General features: G+C 54.1%; 14 protein-coding genes. 4 read left to right on the top strand and 10 right to left on the bottom strand.

The genetic code is table 11. The annotated features are described in order from the left end of the window. The first annotated feature begins 49 nt into the window (after window positions 1-49). Entirely contained in the window at window positions 50-532 is a 483-nt protein-coding gene (gene folA, locus QWJ20_RS13195; RefSeq protein WP_103942208.1) for a type 3 dihydrofolate reductase, read from the top strand. A gap of 78 nt (window positions 533-610) precedes the next feature. Here folA and QWJ20_RS13200 read toward each other — a convergent pair whose 3' ends face one another. Further along, the gene (locus QWJ20_RS13200; RefSeq protein WP_262253428.1) at window positions 611-1,516 is read right to left on the bottom strand and encodes a LysR family transcriptional regulator; all 906 of its coding nucleotides are present in this window, start codon (window positions 1,514-1,516) and stop codon (window positions 611-613) included. A gap of 110 nt (window positions 1,517-1,626) precedes the next feature. On the opposite strand from QWJ20_RS13200, the gene QWJ20_RS13205 reads away from it, so the two are divergent. Both QWJ20_RS13205 and QWJ20_RS13210 read left to right on the top strand, forming a co-directional pair. Further along, the gene (locus QWJ20_RS13205; RefSeq protein WP_174878087.1) at window positions 1,627-2,148 is read left to right on the top strand and encodes a DMT family transporter; all 522 of its coding nucleotides are present in this window, start codon (window positions 1,627-1,629) and stop codon (window positions 2,146-2,148) included. 142 nt (window positions 2,149-2,290) lie between these two features. Further along, a complete protein-coding gene (locus QWJ20_RS13210) occupies window positions 2,291-2,485 on the top strand; it encodes a hypothetical protein (protein ID WP_262253426.1) in 195 nt (64 codons plus the stop codon). A 40-nt stretch (window positions 2,486-2,525) separates the two neighbouring features. On the opposite strand, the gene apaH is transcribed toward QWJ20_RS13210, so the two are convergent. The 6 genes from apaH to lptD all read right to left on the bottom strand — a co-directional run bounded on the left by apaH (window position 2,526) and on the right by lptD (window position 9,344). Continuing rightward, the gene (gene apaH / locus QWJ20_RS13215) at window positions 2,526-3,383 is read right to left on the bottom strand and encodes a bis(5'-nucleosyl)-tetraphosphatase (symmetrical) ApaH (RefSeq protein WP_109411644.1); all 858 of its coding nucleotides are present in this window, start codon (window positions 3,381-3,383) and stop codon (window positions 2,526-2,528) included. 2 nt (window positions 3,384-3,385) lie between these two features. Further along, on the bottom strand, window positions 3,386-3,763 hold the full coding sequence (apaG, locus tag QWJ20_RS13220) for a Co2+/Mg2+ efflux protein ApaG (RefSeq protein ID WP_039483402.1): 378 nt from the start codon (window positions 3,761-3,763) through the stop codon (window positions 3,386-3,388). 12 nt (window positions 3,764-3,775) lie between these two features. Continuing rightward, the gene (gene rsmA / locus QWJ20_RS13225) at window positions 3,776-4,594 is read right to left on the bottom strand and encodes a 16S rRNA (adenine(1518)-N(6)/adenine(1519)-N(6))-dimethyltransferase RsmA (protein WP_433992716.1); all 819 of its coding nucleotides are present in this window, start codon (window positions 4,592-4,594) and stop codon (window positions 3,776-3,778) included. Continuing rightward, window positions 4,587-5,588: a 4-hydroxythreonine-4-phosphate dehydrogenase PdxA gene (gene pdxA / locus QWJ20_RS13230; protein ID WP_349718791.1), complete on the bottom strand. Its 1,002-nt coding sequence runs from the start codon at window positions 5,586-5,588 to the stop codon at window positions 4,587-4,589. The genes rsmA and pdxA overlap by 8 nt, the downstream gene beginning before the upstream one ends. Then, complete coding sequence (gene surA, locus QWJ20_RS13235; RefSeq protein WP_039541454.1) at window positions 5,588-6,883, bottom strand: peptidylprolyl isomerase SurA; 1,296 nt, start codon at window positions 6,881-6,883, stop codon at window positions 5,588-5,590. The genes pdxA and surA overlap by 1 nt, the downstream gene beginning before the upstream one ends. A gap of 97 nt (window positions 6,884-6,980) precedes the next feature. After that, window positions 6,981-9,344: an LPS assembly protein LptD gene (gene lptD / locus QWJ20_RS13240; RefSeq protein WP_433992717.1), complete on the bottom strand. Its 2,364-nt coding sequence runs from the start codon at window positions 9,342-9,344 to the stop codon at window positions 6,981-6,983. Window positions 9,345-9,529: 185 nt separating this feature from the next. Between lptD and djlA the strand changes: the two genes are divergently transcribed. Further along, on the top strand, window positions 9,530-10,420 hold the full coding sequence (gene djlA / locus QWJ20_RS13245; RefSeq protein ID WP_095992919.1) for a co-chaperone DjlA: 891 nt from the start codon (window positions 9,530-9,532) through the stop codon (window positions 10,418-10,420). An 82-nt stretch (window positions 10,421-10,502) separates the two neighbouring features. On the opposite strand, the gene rluA is transcribed toward djlA, so the two are convergent. From rluA to QWJ20_RS13260, 3 genes are all read right to left on the bottom strand, one after another. Then, a complete protein-coding gene (gene rluA, locus QWJ20_RS13250) occupies window positions 10,503-11,156 on the bottom strand; it encodes a bifunctional tRNA pseudouridine(32) synthase/23S rRNA pseudouridine(746) synthase RluA (protein ID WP_095700643.1) in 654 nt (217 codons plus the stop codon). Between the two features lie 168 nt (window positions 11,157-11,324). Further along, window positions 11,325-14,228: an RNA polymerase-associated protein RapA gene (gene rapA, locus QWJ20_RS13255; protein ID WP_095700642.1), complete on the bottom strand. Its 2,904-nt coding sequence runs from the start codon at window positions 14,226-14,228 to the stop codon at window positions 11,325-11,327. A gap of 185 nt (window positions 14,229-14,413) precedes the next feature. Then, on the bottom strand, window positions 14,414-16,780 hold the full coding sequence (locus tag QWJ20_RS13260; protein ID WP_433992718.1) for a DNA polymerase II: 2,367 nt from the start codon (window positions 16,778-16,780) through the stop codon (window positions 14,414-14,416). Between the last annotated feature and the right edge of the window lie 75 nt (window positions 16,781-16,855).

The following is a 16,855-nucleotide window of genomic DNA, read 5'->3' on the forward strand; positions in this document are numbered from 1 at the left end:
GCTTTCCGTATAGTGTCAGCAATTTTCTGACCTATAGGGTTTTTTCACCATGGTTATTAGTTTGATTGCTGCACTGGCAGTGGATCGCGTGATTGGTATGGAAAACGCGATGCCGTGGCATTTGCCAGCCGATCTGGCATGGTTTAAGCGTAATACGCTTAATAAGCCGATTATTATGGGGCGTAATACTTTCCGTTCTATCGGTCAGCCGCTGCCCGGCCGACTGAACATTGTCGTCAGCAATCATCCCGGTGATGACGATCGTGTGACCTGGGTCTCTTCGCTGGATGCTGCGCTGGCGGCGGCGGGCGACGTCGAGGAAGTGATGGTGATTGGCGGCGGCAGTATCTATCAACAAATGCTGCCGCAGGCTAACCGCCTCTATCTGACGCACATTGATGCTGAAGTGGAAGGCGACACGCATTTCCCTGACTATGAGCCGGACGAATGGCAGTCTGTTTTCAGCGAATTTCATGATGCTGACGAGCGCAACTCACACAGTTACTGCTTCGAAATTCTGGAACGTCGCTAAGCGTCTTTCCTGCGATAACATTCTGTCGATGAATAGCTAAACCCGCCTTTGCGGGTTTTTCGTTTCTGACCTGATGTTTTACTTCCCCGCCCGACAGCTATCCCAAATGGCTTTTCTCAGCCAGCGATGTGCAGGGTCGCTCTCGCGTCGCGTATGCCACACCTGCTGGAATGCAAAGTTGGGTATCACGAACGGCGGCGGAAAAATGTGTAAGTCTGGCGTAGTGATGTGGGCCATGCTGCGCCGTGCAGCGGTCAAAATTAGGTCAGTACCGGCAATGAGATTGATGGCGGCATGCCAGTGGGGCAGCGTCAGCACGACATTGCGCGATAGGCCGCTTGCAGCAAGCGCGCTGTCCACTTCATTGGCTGAATCGGGATGCATCGTGACCAGAACATGTGGCCGTTCCAGCCATGCTTCAAACGACAGCGTACCGTTTTCCGGCAGCGTGGTGCGGTCGGCCAGACAGGCGAACTGTTCTTCAAAGAGAAGCTCGGCGTGTATTTCAGGCGGGTGTTCAGGAAATACGCCAAGGCCGAAGTCGATTTCCCCATCGATCAGCTGTGCCAGCATCATTTCACGGCCAGCATGGCTGACAGCCAGCGAAATACCGGGTGCCTGCACGCGTAGATGCCGCATGAGCGTTGGCAAAACTGCATTCGTACCGTAATCAGACAGTGCCAAACGGAAATGTCGCGTGCTATGACGCGGATCGAACTGTGGTGTCTGGATAAGCCCGTTCAACTGATCAAGCGCCTGTTCCAGCGGGCCGAGTAGCGCCTGAGCGCGGGTCGTTAGCGTCAGACCGACTTCACGCCGAACTAATAGCGGATCGTTAAAAATCTGGCGAAGCTGTGATAATGAATGGCTGACGGCAGGCTGACTGCGGTGCAGGCGCAGCGCTGCCCGCGTGACGTGTTTTTCCGTCAACAGTGCATGAAGTGTTAGCAGCAGATTCATATCGATACGACGTAAATCATCCATTCTATGAATGCCTTCCGTATAAATTACGAATTTCCATCAGTTTAATGGATGATGGAGTATTGGAACATCCCAATTACGTTGTGAACTTATATTGTGAATCAGGGGGCTCCATGTCGTTATTCTCTTCTTTTTCTCTCTCATCATTGTTGCCACTGGGTATTGCTGTGCTTGCCGGAAGCATTGTGCCTTTTCAGGCTGCCAGCAATGCGGTGCTGGGGCGCTCGTTAGGCCATCCACTTTGGGCAACACTGGTGTCCCTGCTGGTCAGCATCTGCGTGCTGTTGCCGATTTTGTTTGCTGCCCGGGTGCCCACGCCAACACTTGGCAATGCCTTGCAGGGGCCGTGGTGGATCTGGCTGGGCGGAGTGGCGGGCGTGGCTTATATCACCGCCGCATTATTGCTGACGCCAAAGCTCGGGGCGTCAGGTTTTATCGTCTGTGTGATTGTCGGTCAGGTTGTGGCATCGCTGATGATCGATCATTTTGGTTTGATGGGGCTGGCAGTGAAGCCTGCTACGCTGGGACGAATCGCGGGTGTCGCGTTAATCATTATGGGGATGCTGGTGGTGCAATATTCTGCGGCTTCTCAACCGCTGACCAAACCCGCCGTTGAAGCCCATAAGCAACCATAGTGAGGGGCTAACTCTCCATTTCCTACGAAAAGGGTCACATTTCCGTCATCTGTCATCGTTAGTATCAAAACGGGTAACGGCTTTCGTCGTTAAATCGAAATGCCGTTGAGTCGCAGTGTTTGATAGGTAGGAGACAGTACGCATGACGAATAGAAACCGTAATCTGAATACTGACCGTCTGAGCGATCCACGCCGCCGTGAATTACCATCAGGCGACGTAGAAGCCGTTGGTTTAGCCGGGTTTCTTGGCGGTGGCATCTGGTCGATTCCCACCGAGGATTTGGTCGTACCGCCATCCCAAAAGGCTCAGTCTGGGACGGCTTTCCCTTTTCTATGAAACCAGCACGGCTGGTAATAGAGTCAATGCTTTCTCGCCTTTACTCACCCGATAAGGGTGCGATCTCGCCAGAGAGTTCGGTGTTTGATGAGAGTGATGGTTGCGTGAAATAGCGCTTATCGTCCCAACGCAGCATCGTCAGTTCTCCCCCCCAACAGCACCCGGTATCCAGTGCGTAAATGTTTTCCGGCGTGCCTTTCCCTTCCAGTGATGCCCAATGGCCGAAGGCAATAGCGTATTCCCCTGCAACCTGGCTCGGCAGTTCAAACCACGGTTTTAGCAGAGAAGGGGCCTGACTTGGCGGCTCTTTGCAGAGCATATCCAGCTGTCCGCCGGAGAAGCAGTAGCGCATACGGGTAAAGACATTGGTGCTAAAGCGTAGACGAGCCAGACCGCTGAGCTCTGGGCTCCAATGGTTCGGCATATCGCCATACATGGCATCGAGGAAAAGTGGGTAGCTGTCGCTGCTCAGGATCGACTCGACTTCGCGTGCGCACATGAGCGCCGTCGGCAGATCCCACTGCGGCGTGATGCCCGCGTGCGCCATCACCAGCTTCAATTCTTCATCAACCTGTAGAATCGGCTGGCGGCGTAGCCAGTTGATAAGCTCGTCGGCGTCCGGTGCGGTGAAGAGCTCGTTGAGACGATCTTTCGGCTTATTACGGCTGATACCCGCATAAACGGCCAGCAGGTGCAGATCGTGATTGCCAAGCACCATACGGACAGAGGAACCGAGAGAACGAACGAAGCGCAGAACCTGAAGCGAATCCGGCCCGCGAGCGACTAAATCGCCGGTTAACCAAAGCGTATCTTGCTCTGGATTAAAGGAAACTTGCGCCAATAGCGCATTCAGTTCAACGTAACAGCCGTGAACATCGCCAACTAAATAGGTAGACATAATTAATGTATCAGTGAAGGGATAGCCAGACGGAAAACGGGAATTGGGACCTGAAACGCTTTACCTTGATGGTCAACCATATGGTAGTGGCCTTCCATCGTGCCAAGAGGCGTTTCTATGACGGCACCGCTGGTATATTGGAATTCGCCGCCGGGTTGGATAATCGGCTGTTCGCCGACTACGCCTTCACCCTGAACTTCAGTCTGGCGACCGTTACCGTTGGTGATCTGCCAATAACGCCCCAAAAGCTGGACTTCATGACGCCCCAGATTGCGGATCGTAATCGTGTAAGCAAACACGAAACGTTCTTCATCAGGCTCCGACTGTGATTCCACATAGAAGCTCTGAACCTGTAAACAAACACGGGGCGCATTAATCATGATGAACTCCAGTTATTCCTGTTTTGCAGGATGCTCGCTCAGCCAGTTCGCCAATCGGCAATATTGCTCAACGGTCACATTCTCTGCGCGACTGGTGACATTGATCCCCAGCTCGGTGAGGATTTCTGGGGTGAACAGGTTACCCAGACTGTTACGCAATGTCTTACGGCGCTGGTTAAACGCTTCCGTCGTGATGCGGCTCAATACGCGGATATCCTTGACTGGATAGGGGATCTCGGCATGAGGAACAAGTCGCACGACGGCAGAATCAACTTTAGGCGCGGGCTTGAATGCTTCCGGTGGCACTTCAAGCACTGGGATTATCTGGCAATAATATTGTGCCATGACGCTCAAACGCCCAAAGGCTTTACTGTTCGGACCCGCCACTAAACGGTTAACCACTTCTTTCTGCAACATAAAGTGCATGTCGCGGATAGATTGAGTATAGGTGAACAAGTGGAACATCAGCGGTGTGGAAATATTATACGGCAGGTTGCCGAAAACACGCAGCGGTTGCCCAGCCTGTTCAGCGAGCGCGGAGAAATCGATCGTCATGGCATCTTGCTGAATAATGGTCAGCTTATCTTTCAGGGTTGGGTGTTTTTCCAACCGTGCTGCCAGATCCCTATCCAGCTCAATAACGGTAAAACGATCCATCCGATCGCCAACGGGCGCGGTCAACGCGCCGAGGCCGGGACCGATCTCGACGACCGCTTGACCTGGCTGAGGATGAATCGCCGAAACGATGCTATCGATCACGAAGTGATCGTTTAAAAAGTTTTGCCCAAAACGTTTACGGGCGAAGTGACCTTGGTGTACGCGATTATTCATTACTGTGTTTTATCATTTTAATGGCAAGATTTAATGCCGTGATGAAGCTGCCGGGGTCGGCGCTGCCGGTTGCGGCCAGCTCTAGCGCTGTACCGTGATCGACCGACGTACGAATAAAAGGTAACCCCAACGTGATATTAACGGCGCGCCCGAAGCCCTGATATTTCAGAACCGGGAGCCCTTGATCGTGGTACATCGCCAAAACGGCGTCAGCGTGTTGCAGATACTTAGGCTGGAAAAGCGTGTCGGCAGGTAGCGGCCCAACCAGCGTGATGCCCTGCTGCCGTAGTTCATCCAGCGCGGGGTTAATCACATCCAGCTCTTCACGGCCCATATGGCCGCCTTCACCAGCATGAGGATTTAGCCCACACACATAGATTTGCGGTTGAGCGATACCGAATTTTGTCTGCAAGTCATGATGCAAAATCGTGATGACTTCGTGCAGGCTCTGGCGGGTAATCGCCGCAGAAACGGCTGCAAGCGGCAGATGCGTGGTCGCTAAGGCGACGCGCAGTTCTTCCGTTGCCAGCATCATGACGACACGTTCACAGTGACTGCGATCGGCGAAAAACTCAGTGTGCCCGCTGAATGGGACACCTGCATCGTTGATAATGCCTTTATGTACCGGGCCGGTAATCAGCGCGGCGAATTCGCCGTTCAGACAGCCATCACACGCACGCGCCAGTGTCTCAACAACATAAGCGCTGTTAGCGACATTCAAGTCACCTGGAATGATGGTTGCCGGTGCGGCGATCGGCAGAATGGTCAGACTACCTGCCTGCTGTGGCTGTGCGCGCTGACCGGGTTGATAGTCACGCAGCGTCAGCGGCATGGACAACTGCAATGCGCGACTGAGTAACAGGTCAGGATCCGCACAGATCACTAGCTCTACAGGCCAGGCCTGCTGAGCCAGAGCAATCACCAGATCGGGGCCAATCCCGGCGGGTTCGCCGGGGGTGATCACAACGCGTGGCGTATTGCTCTCAGTCTGCATTAGTTACTGGCACCATTAATCACTTTGACATAGGCCGCTGCACGCTGTTCCTGCATCCAGGTTTGCGCTTCTTCAGCGAACTTACGATTAAAGATCATACGGTACGCTTGCTCTTTTTGCGCCGCGTCGGTTTTATCAACCTGGCGGGTATCCAGCAGCTGAATCAGGTGCCAGCCAAAAGAGGAATGAACAGGCTGACTGATTTCGCCTTTCTTCAGTTTCAACAACGCATCGCGGAAGGCTGGATCGTACATATCTGGAGAAGCCCAGCCAAGGTCGCCGCCCTGATTCGCTGAACCTGGATCCTGAGAGAGCAGTTTGGCTTGCGAAGCGAAATCGGTGCTGCCGTTTTTGATCTGCTGTGCCACTTCGGCCAGCTTGGCTTGCGCCTGACTGTCCGTCATGACGACAGATGGTTTGATCAGAATATGGCGAGCATGCGTTTCGGTTACCGATACGCTTTTGTTACCGCCGCGAATATCGTTCACTTTCAGAATGTGGAAACCTACACCAGAACGGATCGGGCCGACGACCTGACCTTTCTGCGCCTGCGTTAAGCGTTCGGCAAACAGCGTTGGGATCTCCTGCAGCTTGCCCCAGCCCATTTGGCCGCCTTTCAGCGCCTGAGAATCAGATGAATAAGTGATGGCCAGCTTACCAAAATCTGCGCCTTCACTGATTTGCTTCACCAGCGATGTTGCCAGATTTTCCGCTTCATCAACCTGCTGCTGAGTCGGGTTTTCCGGTAATGGGATCAGAATGTGGCTCAGGTTCAGCTCATCGTTTTCACCGGTCTGGGTGGCGATTTGCTTAGCCAGCGTATCGACTTCCTGAGGCAGTACGGTAATGCGACGACGGACTTCGTTGTTACGCACTTCCGAAATCAGCATCTCTTTACGAATCTGGTTACGGTAGGTGTTGTAGTTCAGACCTTCATAAGCCAATTGGCTTTTTAGCTGGTCCAGAGACATCCGGTTCTGAGCGGCAATATTGGTAATCGCCTGATTCAACTGCTCATCCGTCACTTGGATACCCATCTTCTGCGCCATTTGCAGGATGATGTTATCCATGATCAGGCGATCGGTAATCTGATGACGTAGCGTGGCATCATCCGGCAACTGCTGCCCGGCCTGCTGGGCATTCAGTTTTACCGACTGCAAAAGACTGTTTACATCACTTTCCAACACGACGCTGTTGTCGACCACTGCTGCGACTTTATCAACCACCTGTGGTGCTGCGAACGCGGTAGAGGCACTCAGTGCCAATCCGAGAATAAGCGTTCTCCAGTTCTTCATACCTTTCCCATTATTTCATCCGCAAGGCGGGTTAAAAGTTCCAACGTTTCAGTGAGACAGCCTGTTTTCCCTTATCGGCTCAGCACTCTGGATGACATCAGAATGCGCGCTGGTAAGGCAAAATACCCGAGCGAAGCATTTTGTCGGAACCCAGACTGTAATTGCTGCTTAAACCACGTAATTCGATATTAAATGACACTTTGTTGTCGTATTCGCTGCTGCGGTTGGCGCTGTTCCAGTCGGTAATTTTACGTTCATAACCGACGCTCACGGCCCAACAACAGGTATTGTACTGTAAACCAATCAGCTGGTTTGCTGGCTGATTAGCCTTGGTGTCGTAATAATAAGCCCCAACCACCGCCCAACGTTCGACGATCGGCCAGCTCGCAGTGATACCGACCTGCGAAATACCTTGTTGAGAACCCTGATTTGTCACGTTCGGCAACATGTCGCGAATATATTCAGGGCTGGCGTAACGGTAGTTCAACTGCACCAGACGTTCTGCATCGCGACGGTATTCTAACACGGCGTCACCCAGCGCGACTTCGTTCAGACGATTGTCATATTGCAGACCGCCGCGAACGCCCCACCTGTCATCGATTTTCAGGAAGGAATCACCGGCCCACACCTGGCTGCCGTTGTTATCACTTTTATCGAGAGACGTATTGCGGTCACCGGTACGTGGACGATCGAAGTAATAGATTTGACCAATAGAAGCGTTAAAACGTTCAACCAATGCATCATCATAAATACGCGTAGTGACACCGGTCGCAATCTGATTTGCGGACGCGATGCGATCCAAGCCGCTGTAGCTGCGATCGCGGAACAGGCCGGAATAGTCGGTCTGCATCAGCGTAGAGTCATAGGTATGGATGCTGCTCTGATCGCGATAGGGGACATAGAGATATTGCGCGCGAGGTTCCAGCGTCTGGGTATAGGCCTGCGACCAGTCCATTTCGCGTTCAAAGACCATTTTACCATCGACTTTATATTGCGGCATGACACGGTTAACGGAACTTTGGAGTGCGTTTTTATTGACGTCGGTGACGGTAGGGTCGGCACGATAGCGATCCAGATTGTCCTGCTGATAGTGCGTCGCTAATAGCTTCGCTTCGGTGTTCAGGCTAGCCCAGCGGTTTGCCAGCGGAAGATTCAGCGTTGGCTCAACGTGCAGACGAGTCGCTTCCGGCCGATTATCGTTGACGTTGGTAAATTTTACCGCCTGACCATAAAGGTGCATATCAACCGGGCCGATATCATTCTGGTAATAATTGATATCGAGCTGCGGCTCAGCACGGTAGACGTCGCGGCTGGTCGCATTGGAAAAGACCTGGAACCGTCTGGTGGACAGCGTTGTGTTCCAGTTTTGGTTCGCATAGCCTGCGCTGAGCTTTTGGGCGACGTAGCCATCGGTGGTCGAACCGTAATGCGAGTCTAGATCGGTGAAGTAGCGATCGTCGCTGACTTTCGTGTAGTCCGCGTCAAAACGCCACACCTGATCCATCACGCCACTGTGACCCCAGTGGAACAGCCAGCGGGTGTCGTTATCATCCTGCGGGGAGACTTTGGCGTATTCATTGTCGCTGGGCAGCCAGTCGAACTGAATGACACCAAGACCCGGTGTGGTCAGGTAGCGGAATTCGTTCTGCCACTGCATACCACGCTTAGTTTGTAGATGCGGGGTGATCGTGGCGTCAAAATTAGGGGCGATATTCCAGTAATAGGGCGTCAGCAGTTCGAAGCCATTGCTGCTACCATATTTTGCATTGGGGATCAGGAAGCCAGAGCGTCGTTTATCGCCGATAGGAAGCTGTAAATACGGGCTATAGAAAACAGGTACGCCAGCAATCTTGAAACGCGCGTTCCAGATTTCAGCAACCTGCTCTTCTCTGTCTTGAATCACTTCCGAACCGACGACACTCCAGCTATTATCTCCCGGCAGACAGGAAGTGAAGGAGCCGTTTTCCAGAATGGTGTAGCGATTGCTGTCACGCATTTTCATTTTGTCGGCGGAACCACGCCCTTGACGGCCCACCATCTGATAGTCGCCTTCATAGACGTCGGTATCTTTGGTGTTCAGGTTGGCCCAGGCTTTAGGGCCTTTCAGGATGACCTGATTGTCGTCGTAGTGGACATTTCCCGTCGCAGTAATGGTACGCGTAGGTGTGCTACCCTGCGTTGCCGGATCCAACTGGTTCAGCTCCACCTGTTCGGCGGTCATGACGCTGTTACCCTGCTGGATGTTAACATTGCCGATGAATTTGGCATTGTCGGGATAGTTGGCTTCGGTTTTGTCGGCCTGAATATTGACCGGCAGCTGGTTGGGATCGCCTGTTACCAGTGGTCTGTTGTACGTAGGTACACCCAGCATGCACTGTTGAGCGAGATCGGCCAGCGCATGCTGGCTGTAAAGCGCCGACCAAACCAGAGTGGCCAGCAGAGTTGGGAAACTTTTTTTCATACGTGGTATCAGGTGTTCCGTCATCAGGGGCATCATGCCGGCAAACGGTCAGAGACTATATCACTCGTTAGCGTTGCGCCAGTGTTAAATCCCCACCGCCTATACGCACCGCCGTTAGGTGCAAAGATAAATGACAGGTATGATAAAGCAATTTTTGGCTGACGGCATGAGGATTTGAGGAGTATATGCGGTATTGGGGAAAGTTGCTGGGGTTGGCGCTGGGAATCGTCTCAAGTGCTGGCATCTGGGGAATGATCATGGGCTTACTGATGGGGCATTGGATTGACAAAGCCCGGGCATCGCGTCGCCGTGATTATTTCTCCGCTCAGTCTACCCGTCAGTCATTATTCTTTCTCACGACCTTTCAGGCCATGGGACACCTGACCAAATCCAAAGGCCGGGTGACGGAAGCTGATATCAAGATCGCGACCAAAATGATGGACCGTCTTGAGCTGTTTGGTGAGGCCAGAGCTGCCGCTCAACGGGCTTTCCGCGAAGGAAAGACCACCCATTTCCCTCTGCGAATAAAATTACGCAAGCTGCGCGATGCCTGTCTGGGACGTTTTGATTTAATTAAGATGTTTCTGGAAATTCAGCTTCAGGTCGCATTTGTTGATGGCGTTCTGCATCCGAACGAACGACGCGTGTTGTACGTGATTGCCGATGAGTTGGGCGTGACGCGTGAGCAGTTTGAGTTCTTTCTGCGGAATATGGAAAGTACCACGGGGCAGCAGTCGCGGCAGAATCAGTCACGCCAGAACGGTAAATCGCACCAGCGCCGCAGTAACGGTCACTCCAGCGGGGGCTACTCCAACGGACACTCTTATGGCGGCCAACGTCCAGCCTCACCGCCGCGAGGGCCAACAGTCGAAAGTGCCTGTCGTACGCTGGGCGTGCGCAGCAGCGATGACGCCGTGACGATTAAGCGCGCCTACCGCAAACTCATGAGCGAACATCATCCCGATAAGCTGGTCGCCAAGAAGCTTTCGCCAAGGATGATGGAGATGGCCAAGCGCAAAGCGCAGGATATTCAAGCCGCCTATGAACTGTTGAAAAGCGCGAATCAGACAAAATAATCCGCATCCTTCCTCTTCTTATTCCTTCCCCGTTTTACTGCTCTACCAAACCCGATTTACAAATACCGTCAGTGAGTTTGCTTCAGAAATCCGCTTCGCAACGAAAGTGCATCGGGGTATTGAACGCTGGGTGGGTGATGGCCAGTTCTTGTGCGTGCAGTAAAAGGCGGGGGGCCAGCGCTTTGGCATCGGGATGCGCATAAAAGCCATCGCCGAGGATAGGGTGGCCCAGCGCGAGCAGGTGGACACGTAGTTGATGAGAGCGACCGGTAATCGGCATCAGCTTGACGCGTGTTGTACCATCAGCGTCACGCGACAGTACCTGATACTCCGTCTGTGCTGACTTTCCTGTTTCAAAGCAGACTTTCTGTTTCGGGCGGTTCGGCCAGTCGCAGATCAACGGCAGGTCGATGACGCCTTCATCCTGTGCCATATGTCCCCAGACGCGGGCAAGGTAGGATTTCTTGGGTTCACGCTCGCGAAACTGACGCTTTAATTCGCGCTCGGCGGCTTTCGTGAGTGCAACGGCAATCACGCCGCTGGTTGCCATATCCAGACGATGCACAGATTCTGCCGTCGGGTGGTCAGCCTGAATGCGGCTCATGACGCTGTCTTTGTGTTCTGGCGCGCGGCCGGGAACCGACAGCAGACCGCTGGGTTTATTCACCACCATGATGTGCTGATCCTGATACAGAATATGCAACCAGGGATCGGTAGGCGGATTATAGGGTTCCATCGGAGCACCTTCAGACAACATATAATGTGTGATATTAGGGAGAACACGGGGATGAGGTTCCCGCAGGGAGACCTCGCCCCGTGGTATGCCCGTGTATCTCGATTTTGCAAACAACGTGTCTTTATAACAGCGGTATGAGGTTTATGCCTATACCGCTGTCAGAAACGTTTACTGATGCGACACCACAACCAGACGAATAGCATCCAGACGCCAGTTGGCTTCGTGCAGGTTGCTCAGCACCTGCTCGCGCTGGTTTTCCAGTGCGGTCAGCTCATCTTCACGAATGTTGGGGTTGACGGCTTTTAGCGCTTCCAGACGTTCCAACTCGCGGCGCAATTGCAGGTCAGCCTGCTCCTGAGCCTCGGTGATGAGCTGGCGCGCCTGCGTTTCGACCAGCGCTTCCGCTTGTTGCAGCATGGCGTGAACATCGGGCTGTACCGCATTCACCAGCTTGCTGGACGTATGACGGTTTACCGCATTGAGCTGGCGGTTGAAGCTTTCAAACTCAACCTGTGCTGCCAGATTGGTGCCTTTACGGTCCATCAGCAGGCGAACCGGTGTTGGCGGCAGGAAGCGGGTCAGTTGCAGGTGTTTCGGTGCCTGTGCTTCCACCACGTAAACCAGCTCAGCCAGCAGCGTGCCGACCGGCAGCGCTTTATTTTTCAGCAGCGACACTGCACAGCTTCCGGTATCGCCGGACAGCACCAGATCGAGTCCGTTACGGATGAGTGGATGTTCCCAACTGATAAACTGTGCGTCTTCGCGGGAGAGCGCCTGATCGCGATCGAAGGTGATCGTACAGCCGTCCTGCGGCAGGCCCGGGAAGTCTGGCACCAGCATATGATCGGATGGCGTCAGGATGATCAGGTTATCGCTGCGATCTTCCTGATTGATGCCAACAATATCAAACAGGTTCAGGGCGAACGTCACCAGATTGACGTCATTATCCTGCTCGGCAATGGCCTGCGCTAACAGTTGAGCCTGTTCGCCACCGTTAGAATGCATTTCCAGCAGGCGATCGCGGCCTTGTTCAAGCTGTTGCTTCAGGCTGTCGTGCTGTTGACGGCAAACATGGATAAACTCATCCAGTCCCTGCTGTTCACCTACCGTCGTCAGTCGTTCGATCAACTGCGCATGGTGGGCATCATAGATGGTACGGCCCGTCGGGCAGGTGTGTTCAAACGCATCCAATCCTTCGTGATACCAACGTACCAGCAAGGCCTGCGCGGTATTTTCCAGATACGGCACCATGATCTGAATTTCTTTTGCCTGCCCGATACGGTCCAGACGACCAATACGCTGTTCCAGCAGGTCGGGGTTGAACGGCAGATCGAACATCACTAAATGGCTGGCAAACTGGAAGTTACGGCCTTCGGAACCGATCTCTGAACAAATCAGCACCTGCGCGCCTTCTTCTTCAGAAGCAAAATAGGCGGCGGCACGGTCACGTTCAAGAATCGACAGCCCTTCATGGAAGACGGCGGCGCGGATGGCTTCACGCGTGCGCAGCACTTGTTCCAGCTGTAGCGCGGTGGCTGCCTGCGCACAGATCACCAGGATTTTTTCATCACGATTGGCGGTCAGGTAGTTCAGTAACCATTCCACGCGCGGATCGAAGTTCCACCAGGTGGCATCGTCCCCTTCGAGCTGTTGATAAATTTGTTCCGGGTACAGCATGTCGCGGGCGCGGACTTCCAGCGCCTTGTTCGCGTTCATAATGCCGGACACTTTAATCGCCGTTTGGTACTGCGCCGGCAGCGGCAGGCGGATTTGATGCAGGACACGATGTGGGAAGCCTTTAACCCCCTGACGCGTGTTACGGAATAGCACACGGCTGGTGCCGTGGCGATCCATCAGCATGGTGATCAGTTCCTGACGCGCCTTCTGATTGTCATCGCTGTCGCTGTTGATGGCTTTCAGCAGCGGTTCAATGTCCTGCTCGCCCAGCAGATCGCTTAGCGCATTCAGTTCAGCCGTTTGGGCTTTTTCGCCCGCTAACAGCAACGTGACGGCATCGGCAACCGGACGGTACTGCTGCTGTTCGGCAACGAATTCCTGATAGTCGTGGAAACGGTTGGGATCGAGCAGGCGCAAGCGCGCAAAGTGGCTCTGTTGGCCGAGCTGTTCCGGTGTTGCCGTTAAGAGCAGAACGGCTGGCGTGGCGCGTGCCAGCGTTTCAATGGCCTGATATTCCGGGCTAGGGCTTTCTTCGCTCCAAACCAGATGGTGGGCTTCATCCACCACCAGCAGATCCCAGTCGGCGTTGACGAGCTGTGCAAAGCGCTGGGCGCTGCGTTGCACAAATCCCAGTGAGCAGATCACTAGCTGTTCGGTTTCAAACGGATTGCTGCTGTCCAGCTTGGCTTCGGCATAGCGCTCGTCGTCAAACAATGAGAACAGTAGGTTAAAGCGGCGCAGCATTTCGACCAGCCACTGATGTTGCAAGGTTTCCGGCACGACAATTAGCACGCGGCTGGCACGACCCGCCAGCAGCTGCTGGTGGATGATCATCCCCGCCTCAATGGTTTTTCCCAGTCCAACTTCGTCCGCCAGCAAAACGCGTGGCGCATGGCGTTGGCCAACTTCATGAGCGATATGAAGCTGATGGGGGATAAGGCTGGCACGCATGCCGCGCAATCCGCCCCATTGTTGCAGCGCCTGCTCGTTCTGATGCTTACGGGCGCGATAGCGCAGAGCAAAGCGATCCATACGATCGATCTGTCCGGCGAACAGGCGATCTTGTGGTTTGTTGAACGTCAGTTTGCTGTCGAGGAAGACTTCACGCAGTTCCGCCGACGTTTCATCGTCCAGGCGTTGGCCGCAATACACCAGCAACCCTTTTTCTTCTCGCACGTCATCCACTTTGAGTTGCCAGCCTTCATGGCTGGTGACGGTGTCGCCGGGATTGAACATCACGCGGGTGATGGGGGCGTCGCTGCGGGAATAAAGTCGGTTTTCACCGCTGGCAGGGAAAAGCAGCGTAATCATACGCGTATCGACGGCAACAACCGTTCCCAGTCCAAGTTCGCTTTCCGTATCGCTGATCCAGCGCTGACCAAGTGTAAAAGGCATAAATTCTTAGCTCGATGTTCGTCTGTGTCGGAGGAATGTCTGATTACATTATCGGTTGCCGATAATGCTGCTGATGCAAATTCAGAAAGGGCGTTATGGTAATAGATGACGGTGCGTTCGTCACCCCTCAAACTTGCTGTGGCGCGAATTAACCCCTTTCATCTAACAACATGAATGTCTGCCATTTAAAACAGGCCCATTTGACCTGTTACCAGTGTAGCAAAATCGTCGTGCAGGAACGGTAGAATGGCATCCGCGACGGGCTGGAGCTGGCGTTCGACATAATGCTGGTAATCCAGCGGAGAATGCCGGGTTTCCAGTGGTTCGGGGCCGTTGACGGTCATCACATAGCTGATCCAGCCGCCGTTTTGGTATTGCAGCGGTCGCCCCTGTTGGCGGTTATAGTCATCGGCGATTTTCGCGGCTCTGGCGTGGGGCGGCACGTTGCGCTGGTAATCATCGAGCCGACGGCGCAGTCGTTTACGGTAGATCAGCAGATCGTCAAAATCCCCGTTCAGGGTACGATCGACATAATCCCGTAACCAGTCCTGATAAGGCTGTTGCTGAAAAATCAGCAGATAGAGCTGCTGCTGAAACTGCTGCGCCAGCGGTGTCCAGTCGGTGCGCACGGTTTCCAGCCCTTTGAACACCATCTTTTCGCCTTGCGGCGTGTCGATCATGCCGGCGTAGCGTTTTTTACTGCCTTGTTCCGCACCGCGAATCGTTGGCATTAGGAAGCGGCGAAAATGTGTTTCAAACTCCAGTTCTAGTGCGCTGGTCAACTGCTGAGTGTCTTGCAGATGCTGTGTCCACCAGTGGTTGACGTGCTGCACCAGCGCGTTGCCAATCTTTGCTGCTTCTTCTTCGTTATGCGCGTGCTTGAGCCAGACAAAGGTGGAGTCGGTATCGCCATAAATCACCTGATAGCCCTGTTCCTCGATCAGTTCGCGCGTTTTACGCATGATTTCATGGCCACGCAGGGTGATGGAGGAAGCGAGACGCGGATCGAAGAAGCGACAGCCTGTCGCGCCCAGCACGCCGTAAAAGGCATTCATGATGATCTTTAACGCCTGCGACAGTGGCTTATTATTGGTGCGCTTCGCCGCTTCACGCCCTTGCCAGATTTGCTCGACAATCGCTGGCAGGCAGTGCTGTTCGCGGGAGAACCACGCCCCACGAAAGCCGGAGACGGCGTGCTGAGCGTCAGGATTCTGCGTTCCTACCGCCAGCCCGACCGGATCGATCAGGAACGTACGGATAATGGAAGGATAGAGGCTCTTATAATCCAGCACGAGTACCGAATCATACAGGCCGGGACGCGAATCCATCACAAATCCGCCGGGGCTGGCTTCAAGCGCGACGTCCCCCAGATTTGGGGCAACGTAACCCATGCGATGCATGCGCGGTAAATAGAGGTGGTAAAATGCGGCGACGGAACCCCCGCTGCGGTCGGCAGCTAGCCCGGTGACGCTAGCGCGCTCTAGCAAGAAAGGCAGCAGCTCGGTTTTGTCGAAAATACGCGTGACCAGTTCGCAGTCTTGCAGGTTATAGCGAGCGAGAGCGGGCTTATCTTCGGCAAAACGACGGTCGATCTCGTCCATCCGCTGATAGGGCGTGTCGATAGCTTTGCCTTCCCCCAGCAGTGACTGCGCGACAAATTCCAGACTAAACGAGGCAAAATTCCACGTCGCAGACTTGAGCGCTTCAATGCCGTCGATAATCAAACGGCCGGTGGCGCTGGCAAAAAAATGCCCCTGTTTAAAGCCGTGCTCCCGCCATTCCAGCGCCTGCCCGTTACGCCCCAGCTTGAGCGGAATGTTGTAGCGCTCGGCATGTTTCTGCAAGACGCGTAGGTCAAACTGCACCAGATTCCAGCCGATGATGGCATCGGGATCGTGCTGCTGCATCCAGGCATTCAGCTTTTCCAGCAGCAGCGGGCGGCTGGCGACGTACTCCAGCGTAAAATCCTCGTGCTCGGCAGGCGTGCCGTTCGGGGGGCCCAGCATGTAAACCTGACGCTGTCCGCAGCCTTCCAGCCCGATGCAGTAAAGCTCACCGTGGCGGGTGGTTTCGATATCCAATGACACGAGTTTGAGCGTCGGGCGGTAATCGGGATTTGGTTTCATGCGGGCGTCCGTCATCAGGCTATCTGAAACGGAGTTGCCGCTAAACCACACGGGCGCGGTGATAAAGCGCTCCATCAGAAAGCGTTCTGTCGGGCGAATATCCGCTTCGTAGACCTGAACGCCGCCTTCACGCAGCAATTTCTCCAGCCGCAGCAGCTGTCGGTATTGCGGGCAATACAGCCCCAGCAGCGGCTGATGGTGGAAATCCTGCATGTCGAGCGGTTTTAACTGCCAGCGTTTTTCCTGCTGTAAAAGCGTTCTGGCGCGGGCTTCCTGCTGTGCGGGAATAAAGGCAACGGCCTGCTGTACTGGCAGGCGTACGAGCTGCGGGCCCTCATCGGTGGCCAGCCAGAATTCAACCTGCGTGCCGGCTGGTGTGTCGTTCCAGTGGCGGGTCAGTAGAAACCCCTGACGAACCTGAGTCACTAAGCGGCCTTTTATAGCAAGCGAGATAGGGAAGGATGGTAGGGATAAGTATGGTTATTTATACAGGTGATGTCC

This window comes from Pectobacterium sp. S5, from assembly GCF_051707265.1.
GTDB lineage: Bacteria > Pseudomonadota > Gammaproteobacteria > Enterobacterales > Enterobacteriaceae > Pectobacterium > Pectobacterium polare.

Coding starts and splice junctions, on each gene's coding strand:
- folA (WP_103942208.1), top strand. CDS start 50: ATGGTTATTAGTTTGATTGCTGCACTGGCAGTGGATCGCGTGATTGGT.
- QWJ20_RS13200 (WP_262253428.1), bottom strand. CDS start 1,516: ATGGATGATTTACGTCGTATCGATATGAATCTGCTGCTAACACTTCAT.
- QWJ20_RS13205 (WP_174878087.1), top strand. CDS start 1,627: ATGTCGTTATTCTCTTCTTTTTCTCTCTCATCATTGTTGCCACTGGGT.
- QWJ20_RS13210 (WP_262253426.1), top strand. CDS start 2,291: ATGACGAATAGAAACCGTAATCTGAATACTGACCGTCTGAGCGATCCA.
- apaH (WP_109411644.1), bottom strand. CDS start 3,383: ATGTCTACCTATTTAGTTGGCGATGTTCACGGCTGTTACGTTGAACTG.
- apaG (WP_039483402.1), bottom strand. CDS start 3,763: ATGATTAATGCGCCCCGTGTTTGTTTACAGGTTCAGAGCTTCTATGTG.
- rsmA (WP_433992716.1), bottom strand. CDS start 4,594: ATGAATAATCGCGTACACCAAGGTCACTTCGCCCGTAAACGTTTTGGG.
- pdxA (WP_349718791.1), bottom strand. CDS start 5,588: ATGCAGACTGAGAGCAATACGCCACGCGTTGTGATCACCCCCGGCGAA.
- surA (WP_039541454.1), bottom strand. CDS start 6,883: ATGAAGAACTGGAGAACGCTTATTCTCGGATTGGCACTGAGTGCCTCT.
- lptD (WP_433992717.1), bottom strand. CDS start 9,344: ATGAAAAAAAGTTTCCCAACTCTGCTGGCCACTCTGGTTTGGTCGGCG.
- djlA (WP_095992919.1), top strand. CDS start 9,530: ATGCGGTATTGGGGAAAGTTGCTGGGGTTGGCGCTGGGAATCGTCTCA.
- rluA (WP_095700643.1), bottom strand. CDS start 11,156: ATGGAACCCTATAATCCGCCTACCGATCCCTGGTTGCATATTCTGTAT.
- rapA (WP_095700642.1), bottom strand. CDS start 14,228: ATGCCTTTTACACTTGGTCAGCGCTGGATCAGCGATACGGAAAGCGAA.